The 22,308-nt window shown below is 69.5% G+C and carries 23 protein-coding genes and 4 pseudogenes; 9 read left to right on the top strand and 18 right to left on the bottom strand.

Annotation, left to right across the window (positions count from 1 at the left end; all coding sequences use genetic code 11):
* The first annotated feature begins 32 nt into the window (after positions 1-32).
* Both QQK48_RS13360 and QQK48_RS13355 read left to right on the top strand, forming a co-directional pair.
* On the top strand, positions 33-2,129 hold the full coding sequence (locus QQK48_RS13360; RefSeq protein ID WP_284328766.1) for a M1 family aminopeptidase: 2,097 nt from the start codon (positions 33-35) through the stop codon (positions 2,127-2,129).
* Positions 2,035-2,580, top strand: coding sequence for an ERAP1-like C-terminal domain-containing protein (locus QQK48_RS13355; protein WP_348523801.1), 546 nt, complete (start codon positions 2,035-2,037; stop codon positions 2,578-2,580). Before QQK48_RS13360 ends, QQK48_RS13355 begins: the two co-directional genes overlap by 95 nt.
* Position 2,581: 1 nt before the next feature.
* Here QQK48_RS13355 and QQK48_RS13350 read toward each other — a convergent pair whose 3' ends face one another.
* From QQK48_RS13350 to malQ, 8 genes are all read right to left on the bottom strand, one after another.
* A complete protein-coding gene (locus QQK48_RS13350) occupies positions 2,582-3,394 on the bottom strand; it encodes an ABC transporter ATP-binding protein (protein WP_284328765.1) in 813 nt (270 codons plus the stop codon).
* Positions 3,391-4,440 (bottom strand): FecCD family ABC transporter permease, encoded by a 1,050-nt coding sequence (locus tag QQK48_RS13345; RefSeq protein WP_284328764.1) that lies wholly within the window; start codon positions 4,438-4,440, stop codon positions 3,391-3,393. The genes QQK48_RS13350 and QQK48_RS13345 overlap by 4 nt, the downstream gene beginning before the upstream one ends.
* Positions 4,437-5,480 (bottom strand): FecCD family ABC transporter permease, encoded by a 1,044-nt coding sequence (locus QQK48_RS13340; protein ID WP_284328763.1) that lies wholly within the window; start codon positions 5,478-5,480, stop codon positions 4,437-4,439. Before QQK48_RS13340 ends, QQK48_RS13345 begins: the two co-directional genes overlap by 4 nt.
* Positions 5,480-5,707, bottom strand: a complete 228-nt coding sequence (locus QQK48_RS20250) for a hypothetical protein (RefSeq protein ID WP_348523634.1) — start codon at positions 5,705-5,707, stop codon at positions 5,480-5,482. The genes QQK48_RS13340 and QQK48_RS20250 overlap by 1 nt, the downstream gene beginning before the upstream one ends.
* Before the next feature lie 56 nt (positions 5,708-5,763).
* A complete protein-coding gene (locus tag QQK48_RS13335) occupies positions 5,764-6,519 on the bottom strand; it encodes an ABC transporter substrate-binding protein (protein WP_348523633.1) in 756 nt (251 codons plus the stop codon).
* A 213-nt stretch (positions 6,520-6,732) separates the two neighbouring features.
* Entirely contained in the window at positions 6,733-7,515 is a 783-nt protein-coding gene (locus QQK48_RS13330) for a helix-turn-helix transcriptional regulator (protein WP_284329403.1), read from the bottom strand.
* Positions 7,515-7,781: a 4-alpha-glucanotransferase gene (locus tag QQK48_RS13325; RefSeq protein WP_284328762.1), complete on the bottom strand. Its 267-nt coding sequence runs from the start codon at positions 7,779-7,781 to the stop codon at positions 7,515-7,517. The genes QQK48_RS13330 and QQK48_RS13325 overlap by 1 nt, the downstream gene beginning before the upstream one ends.
* The gene (gene malQ, locus QQK48_RS13320) at positions 7,675-9,507 is read right to left on the bottom strand and encodes a 4-alpha-glucanotransferase (protein ID WP_284328761.1); all 1,833 of its coding nucleotides are present in this window, start codon (positions 9,505-9,507) and stop codon (positions 7,675-7,677) included. Before malQ ends, QQK48_RS13325 begins: the two co-directional genes overlap by 107 nt.
* Positions 9,508-9,745: 238 nt before the next feature.
* Here malQ and QQK48_RS13315 point away from each other — a divergent pair, with 238 nt between their 5' ends.
* The 7 genes and pseudogenes from QQK48_RS13315 to QQK48_RS13290 all read left to right on the top strand — a co-directional run bounded on the left by QQK48_RS13315 (position 9,746) and on the right by QQK48_RS13290 (position 15,799).
* Complete coding sequence (locus QQK48_RS13315; RefSeq protein ID WP_284328760.1) at positions 9,746-10,855, top strand: mechanosensitive ion channel family protein; 1,110 nt, start codon at positions 9,746-9,748, stop codon at positions 10,853-10,855.
* 38 nt (positions 10,856-10,893) lie between these two features.
* On the top strand, positions 10,894-11,331 hold the full coding sequence (locus QQK48_RS13310; RefSeq protein WP_284329402.1) for a globin: 438 nt from the start codon (positions 10,894-10,896) through the stop codon (positions 11,329-11,331).
* Positions 11,332-11,823: an acyl-CoA thioesterase gene (locus tag QQK48_RS20245; protein WP_348523632.1), complete on the top strand. Its 492-nt coding sequence runs from the start codon at positions 11,332-11,334 to the stop codon at positions 11,821-11,823.
* On the top strand, positions 11,717-12,217 hold the full coding sequence (locus tag QQK48_RS20240) for an acyl-CoA thioesterase (RefSeq protein ID WP_348523631.1): 501 nt from the start codon (positions 11,717-11,719) through the stop codon (positions 12,215-12,217). The genes QQK48_RS20245 and QQK48_RS20240 overlap by 107 nt, the downstream gene beginning before the upstream one ends.
* A gap of 375 nt (positions 12,218-12,592) precedes the next feature.
* Positions 12,593-13,867: pseudogene (locus QQK48_RS13300) on the top strand (quaternary amine ABC transporter ATP-binding protein).
* Positions 13,867-14,810, top strand: a pseudogene (locus QQK48_RS21980) (ABC transporter permease). Before QQK48_RS13300 ends, QQK48_RS21980 begins: the two co-directional pseudogenes overlap by 1 nt.
* Before the next feature lie 131 nt (positions 14,811-14,941).
* Positions 14,942-15,799: a glycine betaine ABC transporter substrate-binding protein gene (locus tag QQK48_RS13290; protein ID WP_348523628.1), complete on the top strand. Its 858-nt coding sequence runs from the start codon at positions 14,942-14,944 to the stop codon at positions 15,797-15,799.
* Positions 15,800-16,007: 208 nt separating this feature from the next.
* On the opposite strand, the gene QQK48_RS13285 is transcribed toward QQK48_RS13290, so the two are convergent.
* The 10 genes and pseudogenes from QQK48_RS13285 to QQK48_RS13240 form a co-directional block, all read right to left on the bottom strand.
* On the bottom strand, positions 16,008-16,508 hold the full coding sequence (locus QQK48_RS13285) for an acyl-CoA thioesterase (protein ID WP_284328759.1): 501 nt from the start codon (positions 16,506-16,508) through the stop codon (positions 16,008-16,010).
* A gap of 4 nt (positions 16,509-16,512) precedes the next feature.
* Positions 16,513-17,097 (bottom strand): ATP-binding cassette domain-containing protein, encoded by a 585-nt coding sequence (locus QQK48_RS13280; protein WP_348523627.1) that lies wholly within the window; start codon positions 17,095-17,097, stop codon positions 16,513-16,515.
* Between the two features lie 91 nt (positions 17,098-17,188).
* Positions 17,189-17,911, bottom strand: a pseudogene (locus QQK48_RS13275) (ATP-binding cassette domain-containing protein); the annotation flags it as partial.
* 108 nt (positions 17,912-18,019) lie between these two features.
* A pseudogene (locus QQK48_RS21975) lies at positions 18,020-18,197 on the bottom strand (ATP-binding cassette domain-containing protein); the annotation flags it as partial.
* Positions 18,198-18,419: 222 nt separating this feature from the next.
* Positions 18,420-18,908, bottom strand: coding sequence for a single-stranded DNA-binding protein (locus tag QQK48_RS13265; protein WP_284328757.1), 489 nt, complete (start codon positions 18,906-18,908; stop codon positions 18,420-18,422).
* Positions 18,909-19,036: 128 nt separating this feature from the next.
* On the bottom strand, positions 19,037-19,792 hold the full coding sequence (locus QQK48_RS13260; RefSeq protein WP_284329401.1) for a pyrroline-5-carboxylate reductase family protein: 756 nt from the start codon (positions 19,790-19,792) through the stop codon (positions 19,037-19,039).
* Positions 19,674-20,222, bottom strand: a complete 549-nt coding sequence (locus QQK48_RS13255) for a hypothetical protein (protein ID WP_284328756.1) — start codon at positions 20,220-20,222, stop codon at positions 19,674-19,676. Before QQK48_RS13255 ends, QQK48_RS13260 begins: the two co-directional genes overlap by 119 nt.
* 107 nt (positions 20,223-20,329) lie before the next feature.
* Positions 20,330-21,202: a GTPase gene (locus tag QQK48_RS13250; RefSeq protein WP_284328755.1), complete on the bottom strand. Its 873-nt coding sequence runs from the start codon at positions 21,200-21,202 to the stop codon at positions 20,330-20,332.
* The gene (locus tag QQK48_RS13245; protein WP_284328754.1) at positions 21,199-22,110 is read right to left on the bottom strand and encodes a hypothetical protein; all 912 of its coding nucleotides are present in this window, start codon (positions 22,108-22,110) and stop codon (positions 21,199-21,201) included. Before QQK48_RS13245 ends, QQK48_RS13250 begins: the two co-directional genes overlap by 4 nt.
* Positions 22,107-22,301 (bottom strand): hypothetical protein, encoded by a 195-nt coding sequence (locus QQK48_RS13240; RefSeq protein ID WP_284328753.1) that lies wholly within the window; start codon positions 22,299-22,301, stop codon positions 22,107-22,109. The genes QQK48_RS13245 and QQK48_RS13240 overlap by 4 nt, the downstream gene beginning before the upstream one ends.
* Between the last annotated feature and the right edge of the window lie 7 nt (positions 22,302-22,308).

Genomic DNA, 22,308 nt, shown 5'->3' with positions numbered 1-22,308 from the left:
GCGACCCTGCGCGGCGTGGAAGACTGGCACGCATGGCCACCACCCTTACGAGGGACGAGGCGACGGCGCGGGCCGCCGTACTCTCGTCCGCCGAGTACCGCGTCACCTTCAACTTCACGGGCGGAGGTGACACGTTTCGTTCGACGTCGACGGTGATCTTCGACGCAGCGCGCGAGTCCTCGACGTTCCTCGACCTCGTGGGACGCGCCCACCGCATCACGGTCAACGGCGAGGAGCATGATCCCTCCATCGTTCACGTGGACGACCGCATCCACTTGAGCGGCCTGCACGGGCCCACCGAGGTGACCGTCGAGGCCGAGTGCGACTACCGCACCACCGGCCAGGGCATCCACCGCTTCATCGACCCCGTCACGGACGAGTGGTACCTCTACAGCCAGTTCGCGACCGACGATGCCCGCGCCGCCTTCGCCGTCTTCGACCAGCCCGACATCAAGGGCACCTTCCAGTTCACGGTGACCGCCCCCTCGGCGTGGCAGGTCATCTCCAACACGGTGCAGCCGCAGCCGGTGCAGGCCGGCGACGGCGCCCTCACCTGGGAGTTCTCCCCCACCGTGCCGCTGCCGTGCTACGCGGCCGCCGTGGTCGCGGGGCCGTACGTCTACGAGGAGACGGTCCTCCAGTCGGCGAAGGGGCCGATCCCGGCACGCGTCTACGGCCGCTCCGAGGTGCGCGACCACCTCGCCGCAGCGCGCCTCTTCGCGGATGTGCAGGCAGGCATCGAACTGTTCGAGCGCATCTTCGCCACGGAGTTCCCCTACGACTCGTACGACCAGATCTACGTGCCGCAGTACAACTGGGGCGCCATGGAGAACGCCGGCTGCGTCACCATCTCCGAAGACCGCCTCCTCTTCCGCACCGAGGTGTCGGAGTCAGAGCTCGAGGGACGAACCGTGACCGTGCTGCACGAGCTCGCGCACATGTGGTTCGGCGACCTTGTCACCATGCGCTGGTGGGACGACCTGTGGCTGAACGAGTCGTTCGCCGACTTTGTCGCCACGCACGCCGCGACCCAGGTCACCGAGTACGCCGATGCCTGGGTGAGTTTCGGCGCCGGCCGCAAGTCCGTGGGGTACGTCCAGGATCGCCTGCCCACGACCCATCCGGTGCTGGGAGACGTGCCCACCGTCGAGGCGGTCACCGGCACGTTCGACATGATCACGTACGCCAAGGGAGCGTCCGCGCTGCGTCGCTCGCCGCGACGCTCGACCTGCCGGTGTTCTTCGCGGGCGTGGCCGCCTACGTGCACGCGCACCACCACGGCAATGCGACATTGGCGGACCTCTTCGCGGAGCCTCGAGTCCGCCTCGGGCCGGGACCTCTCGGGCTGGTCGCGGGCATGGCTGGAGACGCCGGGCGTCACCACGCTCTCGGCACAGGTCACCACGGACAATGCCGAGGCCGTGACATCGCTCATCGTGGACGAGGAGGTGCCCGAGGGCGCCATCCACCACCCGCATCGGCTCGTCATCGGCGCCTACACCCTGGGCGACGACGGCCTCACGCGGGCATGGAAGGTCGCCGCGGACGTGGCGGGTGCGTCGACCCCCATCTCGGAAGCCGTCGGCAAGGTGGCGCCCGACCTCTTGCTGGTCAACGACGGCGACCTCACGTACGCCAAGGTGCGCCTCGACGCGCGCTCCCTCGCCACCGTCGAGGCCCACATCGCCGAGCCTCGCCGACCCGATGGCTCAGCACCTGGTGTTGGACTCGATGTGGCACGCGTGCCGCGACGGCGTTCTGCCCGCGCACCGCTACGTGGGCGTGGTTCTCGAGGCCGCGGGCACCATCACCAACTCCGAGGTCCTGGGTGCCCATCTCACCACCATCGCGACGGCGATCCGCCGCTACGCTCCCCCGGCCACCAGGGAGGAGCCTCGCAGGGCAGACCGCGCAGCGCCTGTGGCAACCTGCTCGGCGAGGCGAAGCCCGGTTCGGATGCCCAACTGCACCTGCTGCGGGGTTTCGCGTCGCTGGTGACCACCGACGAGCAGGCGCAGATCGCGGCCGAGGCTCCTGGACGGCACCACGGCGATCAGCGGCCGCGAGATCGACTCCGAACTCGCATGGGACCTGGTCACCGCTCTCGCACAGGCGGGCCGCATCGATGACGCGGGCATCGACGATCGCCTCGCGCAGGACAATTCGACGGCGGGCCAGCGTCGCGCGGCAGGCGCGAGGGCCGCGATCGCGGGGGCAGACGCCAAGCGTCGCGCGTGGGACTCCATCGCCCACCCCGACGGCGCCGTGCCGCCGAACGCGATCGCGTTTGCGACCGCTCTGGGGCTGGGGCGGTCCCACCGTCCCGAAGACCTGGAGCCGCTGCTCGACGACATCCTGGCGAGCCTTCGCCCCATGTACGAGTCGATGTCCTCGTTCATGGCACTGCGCACCGCGAACTACGTGTTCCCCACGGCGCTGGCGGGCCGCGTCGATGGCCTCGACGCGCGCGTCGAGGCGTGGCTCGAGGCCAACGCCGACGCCCCATCGACCCTGATCAAGGTGGTCACCGAGGGGCTCGACGAGATTCGCCGCTCCCTGCGCGCCCAGCAGGCGCGCTGACTTAGTGCTCCCGCTCGGCGACGTGATGCCGTCCGAGCGGGAGCATGAGAGGCGCCCCCGAGGTCGGGTCGTCGATGATCACGGCGTCCATGCCGAACACCGCTCGCACGGTTTGAGCGTTGAGGACGTCCGCTGGCGTCCCCGACGCGTGGATCCTCCCCTCGACCATGGCCACCAGGTGGTGCGCGTAGCGCGCCGCCATGTTCAGGTCATGGAGCACCATGACGATGGTGGTGCCACGATCACGGTTGAGATCTGTCAACAGGTCGAGCACCTCGACTTGGTGCGCGACGTCGAGGAACGTGGTGGGCTCGTCGAGCAGCAGCACATCGGTGTCCTGCGCGAGCGCCATGACGATCCAGACCCGCTGACGCTGACCTCCCGAGAGCTCGTCGATGGGTCGCTCGGCGAGCGCGACCGTGTCCGTGGCCTCGAGCGCATCGGCCACCGCCTTGTCATCATCGCGTGACCACCGCGCCATCAACTTCTGGTGAGGATGGCGGCCGCGTCCCACCAGGTCCGCCACGGTGATCCCCTCTGGCGCGAGCGGGGACTGCGGGAGGAGACCCAGGGTGCGCGCGAGTTCCTTGGAGCGCATCGAGTGCACTTCCCTGCCATCGAGCAACACCTGTCCGCGTTGCGGCTTGAGCAGCCTCGACATCGCTCGCAGCAGTGTCGACTTGCCGCAGGCATTGGCGCCGACGATGGCCGTCATCTTGCCGCCGGGGACCTGAAGATCGAGGTCGTCGATGACGGTGCGCTCGCCGTAGCCCACGGCGAGGGCGCGTGCGGCGAGGTCGTGAGACGCGGTCACAGGGAACCGCCCTTCCTATTGATGCTGACGAGGAGATAGATCAGGAACGGGGCGCCGAGGACTCCCGTGACGACGCCGACGGGGTACCGCGTGCCGAACAGCCACTGCGCCGCAAAATCGGCGACGACGACGAGCAGTGCTCCCGTGAGCGCGGAGGGGACCAGCAGGGACCCGTGCGGGCCGACGAGGCGAGCCGCGATGGGACCCGAGAGGAACGCCACGAATGCGATGGGCCCCGCGGCAGACGTGGCGATCGCGACCAAGGCGACCGCCGCCACGACCAGCACGATGCGTGCCACCTCGACGCGCACACCCAGAGCCGCCGCCACGTCATCGCCCATCTGCATAAGGCCAAGGTGACGCGAGTGAGACATCAACACCGGTACGAGAACACCCAAGGCGAGCACGACCGGAACCGTCGCCGTCCACGATGCGCCGTTCAGCGATCCCGCAAGCCACCGCAAGGCTTCCTGGTACTCCCCCTGGCTCGAACGCTCGAGAAGGTAGGAGACCACGGCGTTCAGCATCGCGGCGATGCCGATGCCGATCAGGATGAGCCTGGTGCCCGCGACTCCGTGCCGATAGGCCAGGAGGTACACCAGGAGCGCCACGGCGAGGCCCGCCACCACGGCGATCACGGAGACGGCGGCACCCGAAAGCCCGAGCACCACGATCGCGAACACGGCTGCTGCGGAGGCTCCGGACGAGATGCCGACGATGTCCGGGCTCGCGAGGGGGTTGCGCAGAAGGGTCTGGAAGGTGACGCCCGCGATGCCGAACGCGGCGCCCGCCGCCACCGCGAGGGTCGCACGAGGCAGGCGCAGCGTCCCCACCGTGAAGGTGGCCCCCTCAACCTCATGGCCAAGGATCACGTTCCAGACATCGTCGAGGCCATAGAAGGTGTGCCCCACCATGAGAGACACGAGGAAAGCCGCGACGATGCCGAGACCGAGCGCGGTCATCACGATGCGGCGCCTGAGCGCGCGGCGCGACCGTGCGCGGGACAGCAGGTCCGCGAGCGCGGGGGTCGTCGTCGCTGCCCTCATAGTTCACGCACCTTGGTCCGACGCACGATGGCGATGAAGACGGGGGCCCCCACGATGGCCGTCACGATCCCCACCTGGATCTCTGCCGGTTGAGCGATCAGCCTGCCCACGACGTCGGCGGTCGTCACCAGGCACGCACCCACCACGGCGGAAAAGGGGATGAGCCAGCGATGGTCGACGCCGACGAGGAGCCGGCACACGTGCGGCACCACCAGGCCCACGAAGGCGATCGGCCCGGCGACGGCGGTGGCCGCACCGGCGAGAATCACCGCCCCCAGCGCGGCGCACGCGCGCGCTCCCGCGACCTTGACGCCGAGACCGGCAGCGACCTCATCGCCGAGAGCCATCGAGTTGAGCCACCGGGAACAGCCCCAACTCATGACGAACCCGACGACGAGGAAGGGCGCCACGGTCGCGAGCGGCTCGTAGGTGGCGCCGCCGACGCCGCCCACCTGCCAGGACTGGACGATCTCCACGATGTCGCCTCGCGGCAGCACGACGGCGGAGATCAGGGACGTCAAGGCGGCGGAGGTCGCGGCACCCGCGAGCGCGAGCTTCAACGGCGTCGCGCCCCCGCGCCCCAGCGAGCCCACGGCGTAGACCGCCACGGCCGTGACGCCGGCGCCCACGATCGCGGTCCAGATGTAGCCCTGCACCGAGAACAACCCGAACCACGCGATGCCGGTCACGACGGCGAGCGAGGCTCCCATGGTGACGCCAAGGATGCCGGGGTCGGCGAGCGGGTTCCTTGTCACGCCTTGCATGACGGCTCCGGAGACGGCGAGCGCGGCCCCGACCACGATCGCCAGAATGGTGCGCGGCACGCGCTTGTATACCGCCGCCTGGCCGATGGTGTCGACGTGGCCCGTCACACCGAGGCCGATCTCTTCCCACGTCACCGCACGTGACCCGACGGCAACGGAAAGGCAGGCGAGCCCGACGAGGACGACGATCGCGGCGACGAGCCACAGTGCGCGGACGCGGGTCGAGCGCCGTCTCACGACGACGCTCGACCCGGGTGCGCTGATGACAGCGCTCATTAGCCCTTCGCCGCTGCCTCCGCGAGCAGACCGACGTAGTCGTCAAGCACGTACGGGATGGCCAGCGGGGTCGGGTTCGCGGCGGTGCCGAGCGGCGTGGTGCCGTCCAACGCGACGACGGCGCCTGCGGCGACCGCAGGGATCTGGTTGATCAGGGGGTCGCCCTGAAGCGTGTCGAGCAGCGTGTCGTCGCCGTAGGTGACGATGATGTCGACGTCGTCGAACATGTCCAGCCTGCTCGGCCGAGACCGATCCGGAGAACTCGCCGGAGGCCGAGACCTCCTCAACGGCGGCAGGAACGCCAAGGCCAAGGTCCGCGAAGAATGCACCGCGGGGATCGTTGGTCGTGTAGAAGTTCACGGTCGACAGGTCGGCCGTGTCGACGTGCGTCATGAACATGGCGGTCTTGCCCTCGAGCTCGGGATATCCGGCCATGGCATCCGCCATCTGCTCCTCGAGGTCGGCGATGAGCGCCTCCCCCTCGGCAAGCCTTGTTCATGCCCATCGCGTTGTAGGTGATCATGTCGCGCCAGGTGGTCGCCCATGCCTCGGTCGGGAAGGCGACGGTGGGCGCAATCGCGCTCAGGGTGTCGTAGTCCTCCTGGCTGATGCCGGAGTAGGCGGCCAGAATCACGTCGGGGTCGGTGTTCGCGACGGCTTCGAAGTCGATACCGTCGGTCTCGTCAAACAGCACGGGCTCGCCACCGAGTTCGGTCAGCGCCTCATCGACCCACGGCAGGACGTCGGATCCACCGAAGTTCGCCTTCGCCATTCCCACTGGCACCACGCCCAGCGAGAGCGGCACCTCGTGGTTCGCCCACTGCACGGTGGCGACGTTTTCGGGAGTGCCCTCGATAGTGGTGGTCCCGAAGGCGTGCTCGATGGTCACGGATCCGTCCGCGTTGGCCGTCGCCGTCGCCGCGGTGGTCGCCGACGCGGAAGCCGATGCGGTGGGCTCGTCGGCGCCGCCGGAGCATGCGGTGAGGGCGGCGAGCGCCGCCACGGTGGCGCCAGCGGTCAGAAGTCGCGTCTTCGCCATGGGTATCTCTCCTCGGGTGGGGGTGGGGGCTGTGGCGCGCGTCCGCAACTCACGGCGTGCCCGTGGCGCAGGCGCCCTGCGCCACTCGTCCACGCGATCGATGCGTGGCCCAGGCGATGACCCTAGGACCTATTTACGCAACGCGTCAATCACGCAATTGTGACGCAATGTGTCGCGATTCGGACACCACCGGCACCTCGTGGACCTGGCGTGTCACTCAGCCGCGGGCCGGTAAGACCCTGGCGTCACTCCCGTCACGCGGCGGAAGGCTGCCCCAAAGGCGCTGACCGACGCATAGCCGACGGCGCTCGCCACGTCCTCCGTGTCCTCCCCTGCCGCCAACATGGCGATTGCTCGCTCGGCTCGCACGGCCGCAACCCAGCGCGCAAAGGTCATGCCGGTCTCGCGCTCAAACGCGCGAGTAATCGTGCGCGTACTGACCCCGAGCCGGTCCGCCCAGTCGGCGAGCGTCCGCGCATCGTGGGGCGCGCGTGCGTAGGCCGTGGCAATGGGCTCGAGGAGGCCACTGCCGGGCAATCGCACCTCGTTCTCGCGCGGCGACGGACTCAGAACATCAAGAATGAGGGCCTCCGTGAGGGCCCTTGACGACGGTGCGAGATCCTCGTCGAGGCGCACGAGCAGCAGGCGCAGCAGCGGCGTGATGTCGACCGCGACCGGCTGTGTGCCGAACGTCGCAGGCGTTCCGGTGAACTGTGCGGCGCGAAACCACGTGCCGGCGCGTGCGGTCGCCGAGTGCGGCGCGCCGGCGGGGATCCACAGCCCCACGGCCGGAGTGATGGTGAACCGACGCACCCCGAGGGTGGCCGTCGAGGCCCCGTGCTCGTTCCACGCGAGCCTCCCCCACGCGTGGGCGTGCTCCTCCCACACCGTGTCTCGCGCAAGCCGCTCGTCCATGCCGCGGATGCGGTGATGAGGAGGAACGGCGTCCGTCCCGGTGGTGGCGCGCCGACGGACGTCGTGCGAGAGCGCGCGCATCACGACTGACGCGCGGTGCGCACCGCCTCGAGCAGCCGGTTCAGGCGCGGGTGATCGAACATGTCGTCCAACAGCACTGGCACGCCGTTCGCATCCGCGAGCGGCACCTGCCAGTTGGGGTACTCCGTGTGCGTGCCGGGGTGGTTCTGGGAGCGGCGTTCACCGACCGCGTCCGTGAGGGCCACCGCGGTCAGCAGAGCCGGCGTGTGCATGGCGAGGCGGTGGACCCCGGCCACGAGGTCCTCCTCTTCCCAGTCCTCGATCATCCAGTCTCGCTCGCGCAGGTAGGCGACCATCGCTGCACGCTCCGCCTCGGACGTGGCGGTCTCGGCGGCGACGTCGTCGATCAGCCCCAGGCTCCTTGCGGACCGGGATGTGCTCGCCAGCGAGGTAGGCCGCAGTCGGCGGCAGGTCGTGCACGGTCACGGACACGAGTGCATCGGCGCGGTAGTGCTCCGGCGGCGTGGGCGAGCCGTCGTGCTGCTTCTCGAACAGCGCCACGACCGTGCCCAGCAGCCCCCTGGCGTTCAGGTAGTCCGAGACCCACGGCTCGAGGGTGCCGAGGTCCTCACCGATGACGATGGTCCCGGCGCGTTCGGCCTCCAGGGCCAAGATCCCGATCAGGGCCTCGTGGTCAAAGTGCACGTACACGCCGTCGGCGGGCGAGTGCCCCTCGGGCACCCACCATTGCCGGAACAGTCCGAGGATGTGGTCGATGCGCAGGGCACCCGCGTGGCGCACGGCGGCGCGCACCACGTCTCGGAACGGCAGGTAGGCCGCCTGCTCCAGCGCGCGCGGCTGCCATGGCGGCTGCGACCAGGATTGGCCGTGCTGGTTGTACATGTCCGGTGGGGCTCCCACCGCGATGCCCGAGGCGAGGACCCGACCCAGCGACCAGGCATCGGCCCCCTGAGGGTGCACTCCCACCGCGAGGTCCGTCATCAGGCCGATGTCCATGCCGGATGCGGTGGCGGCGTGCTGCGCACGGCCCACCTGCTCGTCGCAGATCCACTGAAGCCACGCGTGATAGAGCACGCGGTCGGCGTGCTCCTCGCGCCACGCTTCCACCGCTGCGGGCAGCCGCGATGCGAGCTCGTCGGGCCACGGCACGCCCCGGTGCGCCTCCGCGATCGATGACCACGTGGCGAAGTCCTCGAGCGCGTGGCCCTCGCGCAGGCAGAACGCCTCGAAGGCCGCCTGCCGGCCGGCCGGGCGTGGGGCCTCGTAGATCTTTTCGAGGGCGGCGGACTTCAGCCGCCACACGGTGTCGCGGTCGATGCGGTCCGTCGACGCGTTCATGCGGCGAGGCTTCTCCGCCTCCCACTCGAGCACGGCGCGCTGCTGCGACGGAAGGTATGCCACTTCGGGGATGTCCTCGACGCGGATGTACAACGGCGAGAGGAATCGCCGGGACGTGGGCAGGTACGGGGACGGCTCGATGGGCGGCACCGGCTCCGTCGCGTGCAGGGGGTTGACCTGGAGGAAGTCGGCGCCCGCCGCGGCGGAGAGCGCCCCCAAGTCCGCGAGGTCGGCGAAGTCGCCGATGCCCCAGGAGCGCTCCGAGCGCACCGAGTACAACTGGGCCGCGAGTCCCCAGGGTCGACGCGCCCTGATGCGCGCCGGAAGGGGCGCGCGTTCGGGCGTCACGACCACGTAGCCGCGCGCACGCAGGCCGGTCGTCGCGGCCTCCACGCGGTGCCACCCGAGCGGCAGGTCGCCCGGAATTTCGAAGGTCGCGCGGCCGACGAGCCTTGGCGCCGACCTGGCGAGGCTCCACCAGCACGTCGAGCCTGCGTCAGCGCCCGGACCGAGCCGTCCTCGAGGGTCACCGTGGCGGCGGCAGGGTCGCCATGGGCGACGTGGACGGGCAGGCTGTGCGGACTGGCCTGCGCGCACCACCGTCACCGGCGGCACCACCCTCACCCACGGGAGGTCGGCGAGCGCGGCGAGGGATCCGCGGCACACGTCGTCGTCGCCTGCGGCGACCCCCATGGCGGTCAGCGCGGCCCGCACCGCGGACGTCGAGCCTCGCCCGAGGCGTGCCGTCCCAGCCGGTATAGGTCAGCGCCACGCCGCAGGCGCGCGCGAGCGCGGCAAGCGCCTCGCTCGGGGCGGCGTCCTCAGCGTTCGTCTCCACGACGCCCATCCTGCCAGGTTCGGGGCCATTTTCAACGGTGCCTGAGGTCCCGGTGCCGCTTGGGGAGGGCACGACGTGGTTACGCTGGGAGGCGTGACTGTTTTGAACCTCATCTTCGCGTCCACGTCACCGGAACCCACCGTCGAGCCCACGGCCGAAACTTTCGATGTCGACCCCGACCAGGTCGCCGAGTGGTTCGAGGGCGTGGAGGCACGCGCATCGGGCCTCCTTGCCGCCGGCGTGGTCGCGTTGGTGGTGTGGCTCATCGGCCACTTCCTCATCAAGGCGTTCGCTGCGTCCATCGAGCGAGGTGCCCAGATTGCGGACCCGAAGACGCTGGCGGCGCTGCGTAAGGCACGCATCCGGGTCCCCGAGACCGATGAGACGGAGGCGCGCCTGGAGGCGGAGCGCCGCCGTCAGCGCGCGCACACCATCAAACGCGTCCTCGACTCGGCGCTCGCCATTCTCATCGTCATCCTCCTTCTCATGACGGTGTTGAACGTGCTGGGAGTCCCGGTGGGGCCGATGCTTGCCTCGGCCGGAATCCTCGGTGTCGCCCTCGGCTTTGGCGCCCAGTCGCTCGTCAAGGACGTCCTGGCAGGCGTCTTCATGCTCATCGAGGACCAGTACGGCGTGGGCGACGTGGTGGACCTCGGCGAGGCCTCCGGTTCCGTGGAGGAGGTGGGCCTGCGCTGCACCCGACTGCGCGCGCTCGACGGCACCGTCTGGTACATCCCGAACGGTGAGATCACCAGGGTGGGCAACATGACGCGCCTGTGGAGCCGCGTGATGATCGAGGTGCGGTTCGCCTACGACACCGATGTCGAGGCGGCCAAGGGCGCCATGATCGATGCCGTCACCGCCGCCGCGCAGGAGTCCGAGTCCGTGGCCTCCGCACTCCTCGGCGACGCCGAAGTCGCGGGCATCGAATCGCTCGAGTACAACGCCGTCATGCTGCGCCTCATGTGCCAGGTCAACCCGGCGATGCAGTGGGACGTGCAGCGCGAGGTGCGTCGCGAGATGCGACGCATCTTTGCGGAACGCGGGATTCGACTCGCGGTGCCTGGAGATGCGATGGTGGTGGATAGCCACGCACGGGACACGGACGAGCCTCATCGCCCCGGACTCGCCGCGTCGCCACGGCGACGAACAGCCCAAGGACGCCGATGGCAAGCCCCTTCCTCCCGACTCGGGAGACCTTGATGGAGACGGAGAGTCCGACTGACGTGACCCAGCCCGGCATGAACGTGGGCTCCGGCCCTACCCAGGACGAGGGCCAGTCCTTCTTCGAGGCGATCGGCGGCCACGACACCTTCGCGCGCATCGTCCACCGCTTCTACCAGGGGGTCGCGAGCGACCCGATCCTCGGCCCCATGTACCCGAGCCACGACATGGAGGGCGCCGAGTGGCGTCTCACGGCGTTCCTCGAGCAGTACTGGGGCGGACCCACCACGTACTCGGACCAGCGCGGCCACCCGCGCCTGAGGAAGCGCCACCACGGATTCCACGTGAACCCCGAGGCCCGCGACCACTGGGTGGATCTCATGCGCGAGGCAGTCGCCGAGGAGAACCTGTCTCCCCTGCACGCCGTCACCCTGATGGACTATCTCGAGCGCGCAGCGCACTCCATGATCAACACTTTCGAGCCCACGCCGGGCTCCGCCGCCGAGGAGGCCTAAATGCCGCACGCCGAGGACATCTGGGCGGGCGAGGCCGTCGCATCGGGCATGCAGGTCCTTGACCTCCGCCGCCTGGGGGACACCTCGTTCGAGGCCGACTCGCTGCCGATGCCCGGCGGCCGCGCCTACGGCGGACAGGTGCTCGCGCAGGCCCTGCTCGCTGCGGGTCACACCGTCGAGGCGGAGCGGCTGATGCACTCGATGCACGGTTACTTCCTGCGCCCAGGCGACGCGTCGCGGCCCATCACCTTCGAGGTGGAGGTGCTACGCGACGGACGGTCGTTCTCGGCGCGGCGCACGCACGCATTCCAGGACGGCCAGCCCATCTTGTCGATGATCGCGTCGTTCCAGCCTGCCGCAGGAGGGCCCCGACCATCAGGTCACGATGCCCGAGGTTCCGAGGCCCGACGAGGTGGTCTCGGCGCTCGACATCCTCGCGCCGTTCGAGGGCGACGCTCGCGCCGACTACTGGCTGAAGCGCACGCCTTTTGACCTGCGTCACATCGAGGGCTCGCTGCTGTTCAAGCCCGACCGCTCCCCCAAGCAGTACCAGACCACCTGGGTGCGGCTGCGTCAGCCCATCGAGGCCTCGGACCTCACGCATCGCGCGCTGCTCGCCTTCGGCTGCGACCAGGTGATGCTGGAGCCGTTGCTGCGTCGCCACGGGGCCTCGTGGATGACGCCGGGGCTGAATTTCGCGAGCCTCGACCACGCGATGTGGTGGCACCGTCCCGCGCGGGCCGACGAGTGGTTGCTGTACCTCCAGGACGCCCCCACCGCCCAGGGTGGTCGCGGCCTCGGCGGCACGTGGATCTTCTCGGAGGACGGGCGCCTGGTCGCTTCCGCCGCGCAGGAGGGCATGTTCCGCCTCCCCCTCGACGACTAGGGCCTCGAGGACAACTCCAGACCCTTTCTTTACCGAATCGTGACACGGTTTCCGATGTCGGCAATCTACCAGGCATGTCAGCGTGTCCATCCGGGCGTGTCAGGACGTTATTCCCGCCTGCTCGCTTGAAGTGCTCCCCCGAGGTCGATAGCGTCGACAGGCCGCCTCGGGGTCCGCGTCAGTCACGACCGAGTCGTCAAAGACCAGCCCAGGCCTCGTGGCTGCGCCGTGTATCGGCAGCGCCCCGGGCGAGCGCGGCGTCCTCCCGATGAGGATTCCCGAGGGCCCGTGACTGCCGTCCGACGGCTGCGAGCCCCCTCGCCTGATCGAGGCCGCAACTGAGCCCCACCGACGCGGGGGCGACTGAGGATTTCAGTGAATGACATCGCCTTGAAGGCGGAAGGCCTGTACAAGGTCTTCGGCCGCCACGCGGATGACGCCGTCAGAAAGCCTGCGCGAGGGCTTCTCCCGCGCCGCACTCGACGGCGCCACCGCGGCCGTCATCGACGCCTCGTTCGAGGTCAAGAAGGGTGAGATCTTCGTCGTCATGGGCCTGTCCGGCTCCGGCAAATCGACCCTCATCCGCATGCTCAACGGCCTCCACCCCCAGACGGCGGGCACCGTGGAAGTGGGCGGCGACTCCATCACCGGGGTCTCACCCGCCAAGGCTCCGCGACATTCGCCGCAAGCGCGTCTCGATGGTCTTCCAGCACTTCGCCCTCCTGCCGCACCGCACCGTGATCGACAACGTTGCGTACGGACTCGAGATCCAGGGCATGAGCAAGACCGACCGCCTCCAGCGCGCCGCCAAGGTCACCGAGATCGTGGGCCTCGCCGGGTGGGAGGAGAAGTTCCCCTCCGAGTTGTCGGGCGGCATGCAGCAGCGTGTGGGCCTCGCCCGCGCCCTCGCCGCCGACACCGATGTCCTGTTGATGGACGAGGCGTTCTCCGCGCTCGATCCCCTGATCCGCCGCGAGATGCAGGACCAACTTCTCGAACTCCAAGCCGAGGCTCGGCAAGACCATCATCTTCATCACGCATGACCTCAACGAGGCGATGTACCTGGGTGACCGGATCGCCGTCATGCGCGACGGCCGCATTGTCCAGATTGGCTCACCGGAGGACATCCTCACGAGCCCGGCCAATGACTACGTCGAGCAGTTCGTCCAGGATGTGGACCGTGCGAGGGTGCTCACCGCCGAGTCGGTCATGCGCAAGCCGCGCGCCGTGGTTCACGAAGGCTCGGGCCCCCACGCCGCCCTGAGTGCCATGCGCGAGAACGAGATCTCCGCGTTGTACGTCACCAAGCGCGACCGGACCATCGTGGGATGGGTGCGCGACCGCGACGTGATGAACCTCGTACGGCGCGGCGAGCGGTCGCTCACCTCCGCCATCCAGACCGATCACGGCGCCGTGTCGAAGGACACGTCCCTCATCGACCTCTTCATCCCTTCCCTCGAGGCAGCCCTCGCGCTCGCCGTGACCGATGATCGCGGTCGCCTCGTGGGAGTCGTCCCCCGCGTCACTTTGCTGGCTGCGCTGGGAGGCGAGCCCGACGCCGCCACGTCTGCCGAGCCCGTCATCGAGCCTCTACCGACCGAGATCGTGGACAAGGTGCTTGATGCCGCCGCGACGAAAGGAGACCTGTAATGGATTTCCGTATCCCGTTCGGCGACTGGGTGGAGACCGGCAAGGACTGGATCGAGGACAACCTCGATTGGCTGCTGACCTTCCTCGGTGACCTGTGGACCGGGCTGTACGACGCGGTGAACTGGATCGTTGCGACGCCGCCCGCGATCGCCGTCATCATCGCCCTCGCACTCGCCGCCCTCCTCGCTCGCGGCTGGAAGTTCGCGGTCGGCGCGGTGGTTGGCCTCGTGTTCATCATCGGCGTCGACCAGTGGGAGAACTCGATGGACTCCTCTCCTCGTCCTCGTAGCAGCCTTCCTCGCCCTGCTGCTGGGCATACCGCTTGGTATCTGGAGCGCGCGCAACCAGCACGTCTCCGCCATCGTGAAGCCCGTCATGGACTTCCTGCAGACGATGCCCGCCTTCGTCTATCTGATCCCAGCGATCGCGTTCTTCGGCGTCGGCGTCGCCCCCGGCATCTTCGCGACGGTCCTGTTCGCCATCGCTCCTGGAGTGCGCCTGACGGAGCCTCGGCATCCGTAGCGTCGACCAGGAGGTGGTCGAGGCCGGCCAGGCATTCGGCGCTTCACCCCGACGCATCCTGCGCCAGATTCAGCTCCCGCTCGCGATGCCGTCCATCATGGCCGGTGTCAACCAGGTCATCATGCTGTCGCTGTCGATGGTCGTCATCGCGGGAATGGTCGGCGCCGGCGGCCTGGGCGGCCAGGTCACCCGTGCGGTCTCTGCCCTCGACATCGCGATTGGCGCGGAGGCCGGTATCTCCGTGGTGATCCTCGCGATCCTGCTGGACCGCTTCACCGCCTCCTTCGGCCAGGGCCTCGGTCTGTACGCCACCTGGGCCAAGAAGCGCCGCTCCAGGAAGTCCGATGTGGAGCAGGCGCGCATCGACGCCGAGAACCTCGAGATCGGCCACCCCCTGCGGTCGCCGGGCGGCGTCGCCTAACCCCACCACGGCATCGGCCATCGCCGATACCCCAAGAACTTCGCGGCCTGCCGGCCGCGGGCACACCGCCCGACAGCGGCGGGGTGCTTCCCCGGCGTGAGGAGATCCCCATGCCGAGAAAGGAAAGACATATGTTCAAGCGCACTGGCACCGCCCTCGCGGTGACTGCTGTCGCGGGCCTCGCGCTCGCCGGCTGCTCGTCCTCGGACGACACCACTGACGAGGCCACGAGCGGCACCACCGCCGGGGCAGAGTCCTCGGAGGAGACCACGGCGGGCGGTGAGCTCACCCTCGCCGTCTTCAACGGCTGGGACGAGTCGCTCGCCTCGTCGCTGCTGTGGCAGCACGTCCTCGAGGGTCAGGGCTACGACGTCTCGCTCGAGTACGCCGACGCCGCCGTCGCCTTCCAGGGCGTCGCCGACGGTGACTATGACGTGGTCACCGACGTGTGGCTGCCGCTCACCCACGCCGAGTACATCGAGCAGTACGGCGACGACATGGAGGAGCTCGGCGCCTGGTTCGACTCCGCCGCGCTCACCATTGCGGTGAACGCCGACGCCCCGGTCGACTCGCTTGAGGATCTCCCCGAGTACCTCGACGAGATGGGGGGCCAGATCGTCGGCATCGAGCCCGGGGCCGGCCTCACCGCCGCCACCGAGAACGCCATTGAGGCCTACGGCCTGTCAGACTTCAACTTCGTCACCTCGTCGACCCCGGCGATGCTGTCCGAGCTCGACTCGGCCACGTCGAAGGGCGAGAACATCGTCGTCACGCTGTGGGAGCCGCACTGGGCCTATGGCGCCTACGACCTCAAGAACCTTGAAGACCCCCAGGGCATCATGGGCGAGGCCGAGGAGATCGTGACCTACGGTCGCACCGGGCTGACCGAGGAGTTCCCCCAGGTCGCCGAGTGGTTCTCCGGATTCACGATGGACGCCGAGCACCTCTACGACCTCGAGAACAAGGCTCAACGAGGCGTCCGAGGGTGACTACGAGCAGGTCGTGACCGACTGGGTTGCCGCCAACCAGGAGTGGGTCGACTCGCTCACCGCGTAAGTCTTCCCTGGCATTTCGCGCCGGCCGTCCCCTCTCGGGGCGGCCGGCGCAGTCGCGTTCTCGGAGTCTCCCAACGGGACATGAGGGTCACTTTTCGCGCAGATGTGACGCCCATGTCCCGCCAGCACGCATGGCGCCCGGTCAGCGGCGCCGAAATTGCACCGGCTCGTCGACATAGGGCAGCCATGCCGCCTTCTGCTCGTCCGAAAGTCGCCTGGGCCTGCCCGATGCGGCGTCGACCAGCACCAGCGTGGTCGCGGCCCGCGCGTAAACCGTCTGCTCACCCTCTCCCGTTCGCGGCGACCGCACCTCGTAGCAAATCTCCAGGCTCGCGCCCCCGAGGCGCCCGATCCACGCCTGGACATCGAGTGGCCGCCGCTGGAACGGCGCGGGAGCCAGGTACTCGATCTGCTGGCTCGCGATGAGGGTATGAGTCTCGGCGCCGGGCCCGCCCGCGAGGACCGCGGCGGGCGAGTCCGTCTTCGCCTCGGGGTCGGCCGACTCCTCGGCCCCCGCGTCGTCCGCCCAGAACACGCGGATGCGGGCCTCCTCGAGCAGCCTCAGCATCTCCGCGTTGTTGACGTGGCCGTAGGCGTCGATGTCGGACCAGCGCAGCGAGATGGGGACGTGAAGGCGGCTCATGCCCTCACGCTAGCGCCGGACACGCACAGGAGCCCCCGCCGCGGACGGCGAGGGCTCCTGAGGAACCGGCGGACGTTAGTCGCGCGTGAGCCTTGCGGTAGGTCTGACGGCTCGGACGAGCCGCATCGGCGCCGAGGCGCTCGACCTTGTTCTTCTCGTAGGACTCGAAGTTGCCCTCGAACCAGTACCAGTTCGCGGGGTTCTCCTCGGTGCCCTCGTACGCGAGGATGTGGGTCGCGACGCGGTCGAGGAACCAGCGGTCGTGGCTGACCACCACGGCGCAGCCGGGGAACTCCAGCAGCGCATTCTCGAGCGAACCGAGGGTCTCGACGTCGAGGTCGTTGGTGGGCTCGTCAAGCAGCAGGACGTTGCCGCCCTCCTTGAGCGTCAGTGCCAGGTTGAGGCGGTTGCGCTCGCCACCGGACAGGACGCCTGCGGGCTTCTGCTGGTCTGGGCCCTTGAAGCCGAATGCGGAGATGTAGGCACGCGAGGGCATCTCGACCTTGCCGACGTTGATGTAGTCGAGGCCGTCGGACACGACCTCCCACAGCGACTTGTTCGGGTCGATGCCGCCGCGCGACTGGTCCACGTAGGACACCTGCACGGTCTCGCCGACCTTGAGGCTCGCCGTCGTCGAGGGGCTCGAGACCCACGATGGTCTTGAACAGCGTGGTCTTACCCACACCGTTCGGGCCGATGACGCCGACGATGCCGTTGCGGGGCAGCGAGAACGACAGGCCGTCGATGAGGACGCGCTCGTCGAAGCCCTTCTTGAGATCCTTGGCCTCGATCACGACGTTGCCCAGACGCGGGCCCGGCGGGATCTGAATCTCCTCGAAATCGAGCCTTCCTGGTCTTCTCCGCCTCAGCAGCCATCTCCTCGTAGCGCGCGAGGCGGGCCTTCGACTTGGTCTGGCGACCCTTGGCGTTCGAGCGGACCCACTCCAGCCTCCTCCTTGAGGCGCTTGGCGAGCCTTGGCGTCCTTCTTGCCCTGCACCTGCAGGCGCTCCTGCTTCTTCTCGAGGTACGTCGAGTAGTTGCCCTCGTAGGGGTACAGGCGGCCGCGGTCGACCTCACAGATCCACTCCGCGACATGGTCGAGGAAGTAGCGGTCGTGGGTGACGGCCATCACGGCACCGGCGTACTTCGACAGGTGCTGCTCGAGCCACAGGACCGACTCGGCGTCGAGGTGGTTGGTGGGCTCGTCGAGCAGCAGCAGGTCGGGCTTCTCCAGCAGCAGCTTGCACAGCGCGACGCGGCGGCGCTCACCACCGGACAACACCGAGACGTCGGCGTCGGCCGGCGGGCAACGCAGTGCCTCCATGGCCTGCTCGAGCCTGGGCGTCGAGGTCCCAGGCGTCGGCGTGGTCGAGCTCCTCCTGGAGCGTGCCCATCTCCGCAAGCAGGGAGTCGTAGTCGGCGTCGGGGTTCGCCATCTCCTCGGAGATCTGGTTGAAACGGTCGAGCTTGCCCTTGATCTCGGCCACGCCCTCTTCGACGTTGCCGAGGACCGTCTTCTCCTCGTTGAGCGGCGGCTCCTGGAGAAGGATGCCCACCGTGTAGCCGGGGCTGAGGCGTGCCTCGCCGTTGGACGGCTCTTCGAGGCCGGCCATGATCTTCAGAATGGTCGACTTACCTGCACCGTTGGGACCGACGACGCCGATCTTCGCGCCCGGGTAGAACGCCATGGTGACGTCATCGAGGATGACCTTGTCACCGTGCGCCTTGCGCGCCTTGTGCATCGTGTAGATGAACTCTGCCACTGCTGCTCCGTGAACTCGTGGGGTGGCGCCGCGACGGCGCCCGCTTGAACCGCGTACCAGCCTACGCGGTCACGGAGCATCCGGCCGATGCGGTGGTGCCGAGCCGCCCCGCGCGCCTGAGGGGACGGACGCGCGGGGCAGGGCCTGTCACACCGCCAGGCGGGCGGCGTCGTCCTCCTCCACCCCATCGGGGGTCTCGTCGTCGGGCTGCTCGAACGAGTCGGGCATGCCCGCCGGCTCGTCGCGCGACTCCTCGTCCGCGTCGCTTGCCTTGGGGTCGATGTGCCGCACGAACGACGCGGTGCCCCACGTCAGGTCATGCCCCACCACCCGAGCGTCGATCTGGAGCTCGTGCCGCTCGGCGTCGTCCTTGTCGATCCAGGTGTTGGTCTTAAGCCTGCCGCTCACGATCACGGGCTCGCCGACGTTGATGGACTGGCCCACGCGCTGCGCTCCGGCACGGAACATCCGCACGCTGATCCACTCGGTGGCACCGTCCTTCCACTGGCCCGCCGCGTCGCGGTAGCGGGACGAGTGCGCCATGCGGAACGCGCACATCTGCTTGCCCTCGGCCAGTTCCCTGACCACGGGCTTGGTGGCGACCCATCCGGTCACCGTAACGTCAAGATCACTCATCGTGTCCTCCCATGGGCCGCACCGTGCGGCCTCCCGCTCAGCCTGGGGCGGGGCGCGCGGACGCGTCGGGGGTCACCGAGAAACGGTGGACGTGGCCGATGCCACGGCTGGCCTGGGGACGAGGCCGGCTACTTGCCCATCTCCGCATTGCGCGCGAGGGCCGCGGCGAGGGCATCGGCCACGAGCCCGTCGAGGTCGCGCTCGCCGAACACCCGGAGCGCCTCGGCAGTGGAGCCACCGGGGCTGGTGACCTGGCGGCGAAGTTCGGCCGCATCATGCTCCGACGATTCCAGGTACGCCAGCGATCCCAGCATCATCGCGGGGACAATCCGCGCGGCCTGCTCGGCGGGAATCCCGAGTCCCACGGCGGCGGCCTCGAGCGCCTCCACGAACGCGTACGCGTACGCGGGGCCGGAGCCCGCGACCGACGAGAACGCGTTGATGAGCGACTCGTCGACGATTTCCCGCATGCCCGTGGGCGCCAGGAGCGTGGAGGCGGCCCCGCAGTCGGCGGGTTCGCCCGTCAGCGCCGTCACACCGCGGCCGATCGCCGTCGGGGTGTTCGGCATGGTGCGCACCACCCGCACTCCGTCGCCGAGTGCCGTCCTCATGGCGTCGAGCGTCACGCCCGCGGCCACCGAAATGACGAGCGCTCCGGGGGCCAGCAGCGGGCCGATCTCACGGCACAGCGCGACGATGTCATACGGCTTGACGCCAAGGATGACCGCATCGGCCCCCTCCAGCGCCCACGCGGTCGCGCCCTCGTCAGCCGCCAGCGCGCGGTGGACCACATGGCCATGCCGCTCGGCCCACGCGGGCTGCCTCGTGCGCGTGGTGAGCCGGATCGCGTCGACCGTCCCGGCATCGGCGAGCGACTGGGCGATCGCCCCCGCCATGTTGCCCGCGCCGAGCACGGCGACGGTACGGATGGTGGCGGTCACTGGTCCTCCTTGGCCGCGGAGTCGAGCCTCGGTGAGGCTCGTCCATCGCGCGATACGCCTGGTGAATGGTCTCCGTGGGTTCCACGACGCGAGGCAACACGACGGCACGCACGGCGGCACGCCCCGCCTCGAGCGTCTTCTTGCGAGCGGACGATGCGAGGGTCGCCTTGGCGAAGAGCGCGCGCCACCCCTGAGGCGGCTCGACCGACGGCCAGGCGGCCTCCTCGAGCGACTGCTCGATCTCGTGTCCGAGGCTCTCGGCGTCCTCGACCGTGTCGGCGACGACCTGGCGCCAGCGCGGCGGCAGCCCGTCGGTGGCGGCGTCGACCCAGTCCAGACGCTCGCGCTCCACGGTGGCGACCGACAGGCGCATCGGCTTGCGCTCGCCGGGGTGTGCTCCGCGCGCGATCGCGGCGGCGCGCTCGGCCCGCGAGTCGACGCCCGCGGCACGAGCGAGCGCGTGAACGAGGCTCCTCGACGTCAGGCGCCTGCGGCTCTGCGCCCTTGGTCAGCGCCCCCGCCAGGGCGCGTCCCGCGGACACCAGGTCCGCGCGGACCGCCTCCGCCGCCACCGACCGCGCCGCCACGGCGCCGGCCAGTTCGGCTCGCAGAATGTCGAGACCCTGCCCCGTCTTGGCGCTCACGGGCATCACCGGCACCTGCGTCATGCCGTCGGCGGCGAGCAAGCGCTGTAGGTCGCGCGCCACGGCCCACGCATCGGCCGTGGTGAGGCGATCCACGTGGTTGAGGACCACCAACGACGGGCTGCCGTGGCGCGAGGCCGCCTCGAGATACGCCGAGTGCAGGGCGTGATCCGCATACTTCTGCGGGTCCACCACCCACAGCAATAGGTCCGCCATGGGCACCACGCGGTCCACGACGGCGCGGTTCTCCGGGTTGATGGAGTCGTGGTCGGGAAGATCGAGGAGCACCATGCCGCGCAGCCTGCGACTCGTCGGCGGCGTCGAGCGAATCGATGCCGCGCGCCAGCCTGCGCTGCGGGTCGACGCCAATCCAGTCCAGCAGCGCGATGCCACGACCGCCCCAGACGGCGGCGCTCACCTGCGACGTGGTGGGGCGCGCGACGCCCGCGACGGCGAACTCGCGGCCAAGAATCGCGTTGAACAGGCTCGACTTGCCCGAGCCGGTGCCGCCGGCGAGCGCCACCACGGTGTGCTCGACCCCGAGCGCGAGGCGCTCGTCGCAACGCTGGATGGTCGCGGCGACCTCCTCGCGCACGGCCTGCGGGATGGCGTCCGATGCCCACTCCATCGAGGAACGCAGGCGCGCCACCCTGCGGCTCAGCGCGGCGGCCTCGCTGGGCTCGTCCTGGGAAACGAACTGGAGGTTCACAGGAGGCCTCGCAGTTCGGCGCGTCGCAGGCGCACCGTCGACGAAGCCTCGGCAGTGAGGCTGGGCACATCCGTGGGCTTCATCATGTCGAGCGCCTCACGGTTGATGCAGTACCGGCGGGCGCCGGTGAGTTCAGCGCGGGCGTGATGAATGGGGTCGGACAGGCTCGGGGCGACCAGGACACCCAGCACGGTTCGCGCCTGTTCGACGCCGAGCGCGGCGCAGGCCATCGCGACCGCGAGACCGTCCTCGCCCACAATTTCCGCGCCGCGGGGCGCGCCGGGAAGGCGCATCACCTGTTCGCCGCACTTGGTCACCCATGCCCGTGCGGCATCGGCCGCCCGTCGTTCACGGATGACGCGCGAGTCGCGCGCATCTTGCCTGGTCGCGAGCCACATGCCGGGCGACTCCTCGCCGTCGGTCAGGGTGTCGACCATGGACTGCGCGGCATCGGCCGCCGCGAGCGCCAGCACGGCCTCGACGGAGTCGAGGAGGTCCTTGTGGATCTCGCGGACCACGGCGTCGCGCTTCTCGCGCGCCGAGCGACGCTTCGCCCAGGACGAGTGGCGCAGCTTGTGCAGCGGGCCACCCTCCGCGGACGCCGCCTCCCAGCGTGCCGCGAGCGAGCCCGTGGGGATCTGCAGATACCAGTCGGGGCCGCCCTTGGCCTCGGCGTGCGCGGCGCAGCGGCGTACCTCGGCGCGGACCTCGCGTGCGGCGGCGGTCTGGTCGTCCATGCGCTCGGCGAGCGTCTCGAGCCATTCCTTGAGGGACTCCGTGGCACCGTGCATGGTGCGTTCGACAATGGTGGCTGCCGAGGCGGCGGCGACACCCTCGAGCCAGCGGCCGAGGCCGTCGACCACGTCGCGCGGCGGCTCCGCTCCGCCCACCTCGTCCTCGGGGATCACGAACAGCGGCAGCGCCTCGAGCCTGCTCGGTGGCCAGACGCTCGACGAGCCTCGGAGCGCACCTGGGCGGCAACATCGGCCGTCACGCGGTTCAGGACCATCGCGATGGAGGCCCCCGCTCGGCTCCCCTGCGCAGCGCCTCCCACGGGACCGCGTCGCCGTAGCGCGCGGCGGTCGTCACGAAGATCCACAGGTCGG

The organism is Demequina litorisediminis (genome assembly GCF_030161615.1).
In the GTDB taxonomy this organism is placed as follows: Bacteria; Actinomycetota; Actinomycetes; order Actinomycetales; family Demequinaceae; genus Demequina; species Demequina litorisediminis.
Note: the sequence above shows the minus strand (reverse complement) of the source record. Positions and strands in the feature narration are given on the sequence as shown.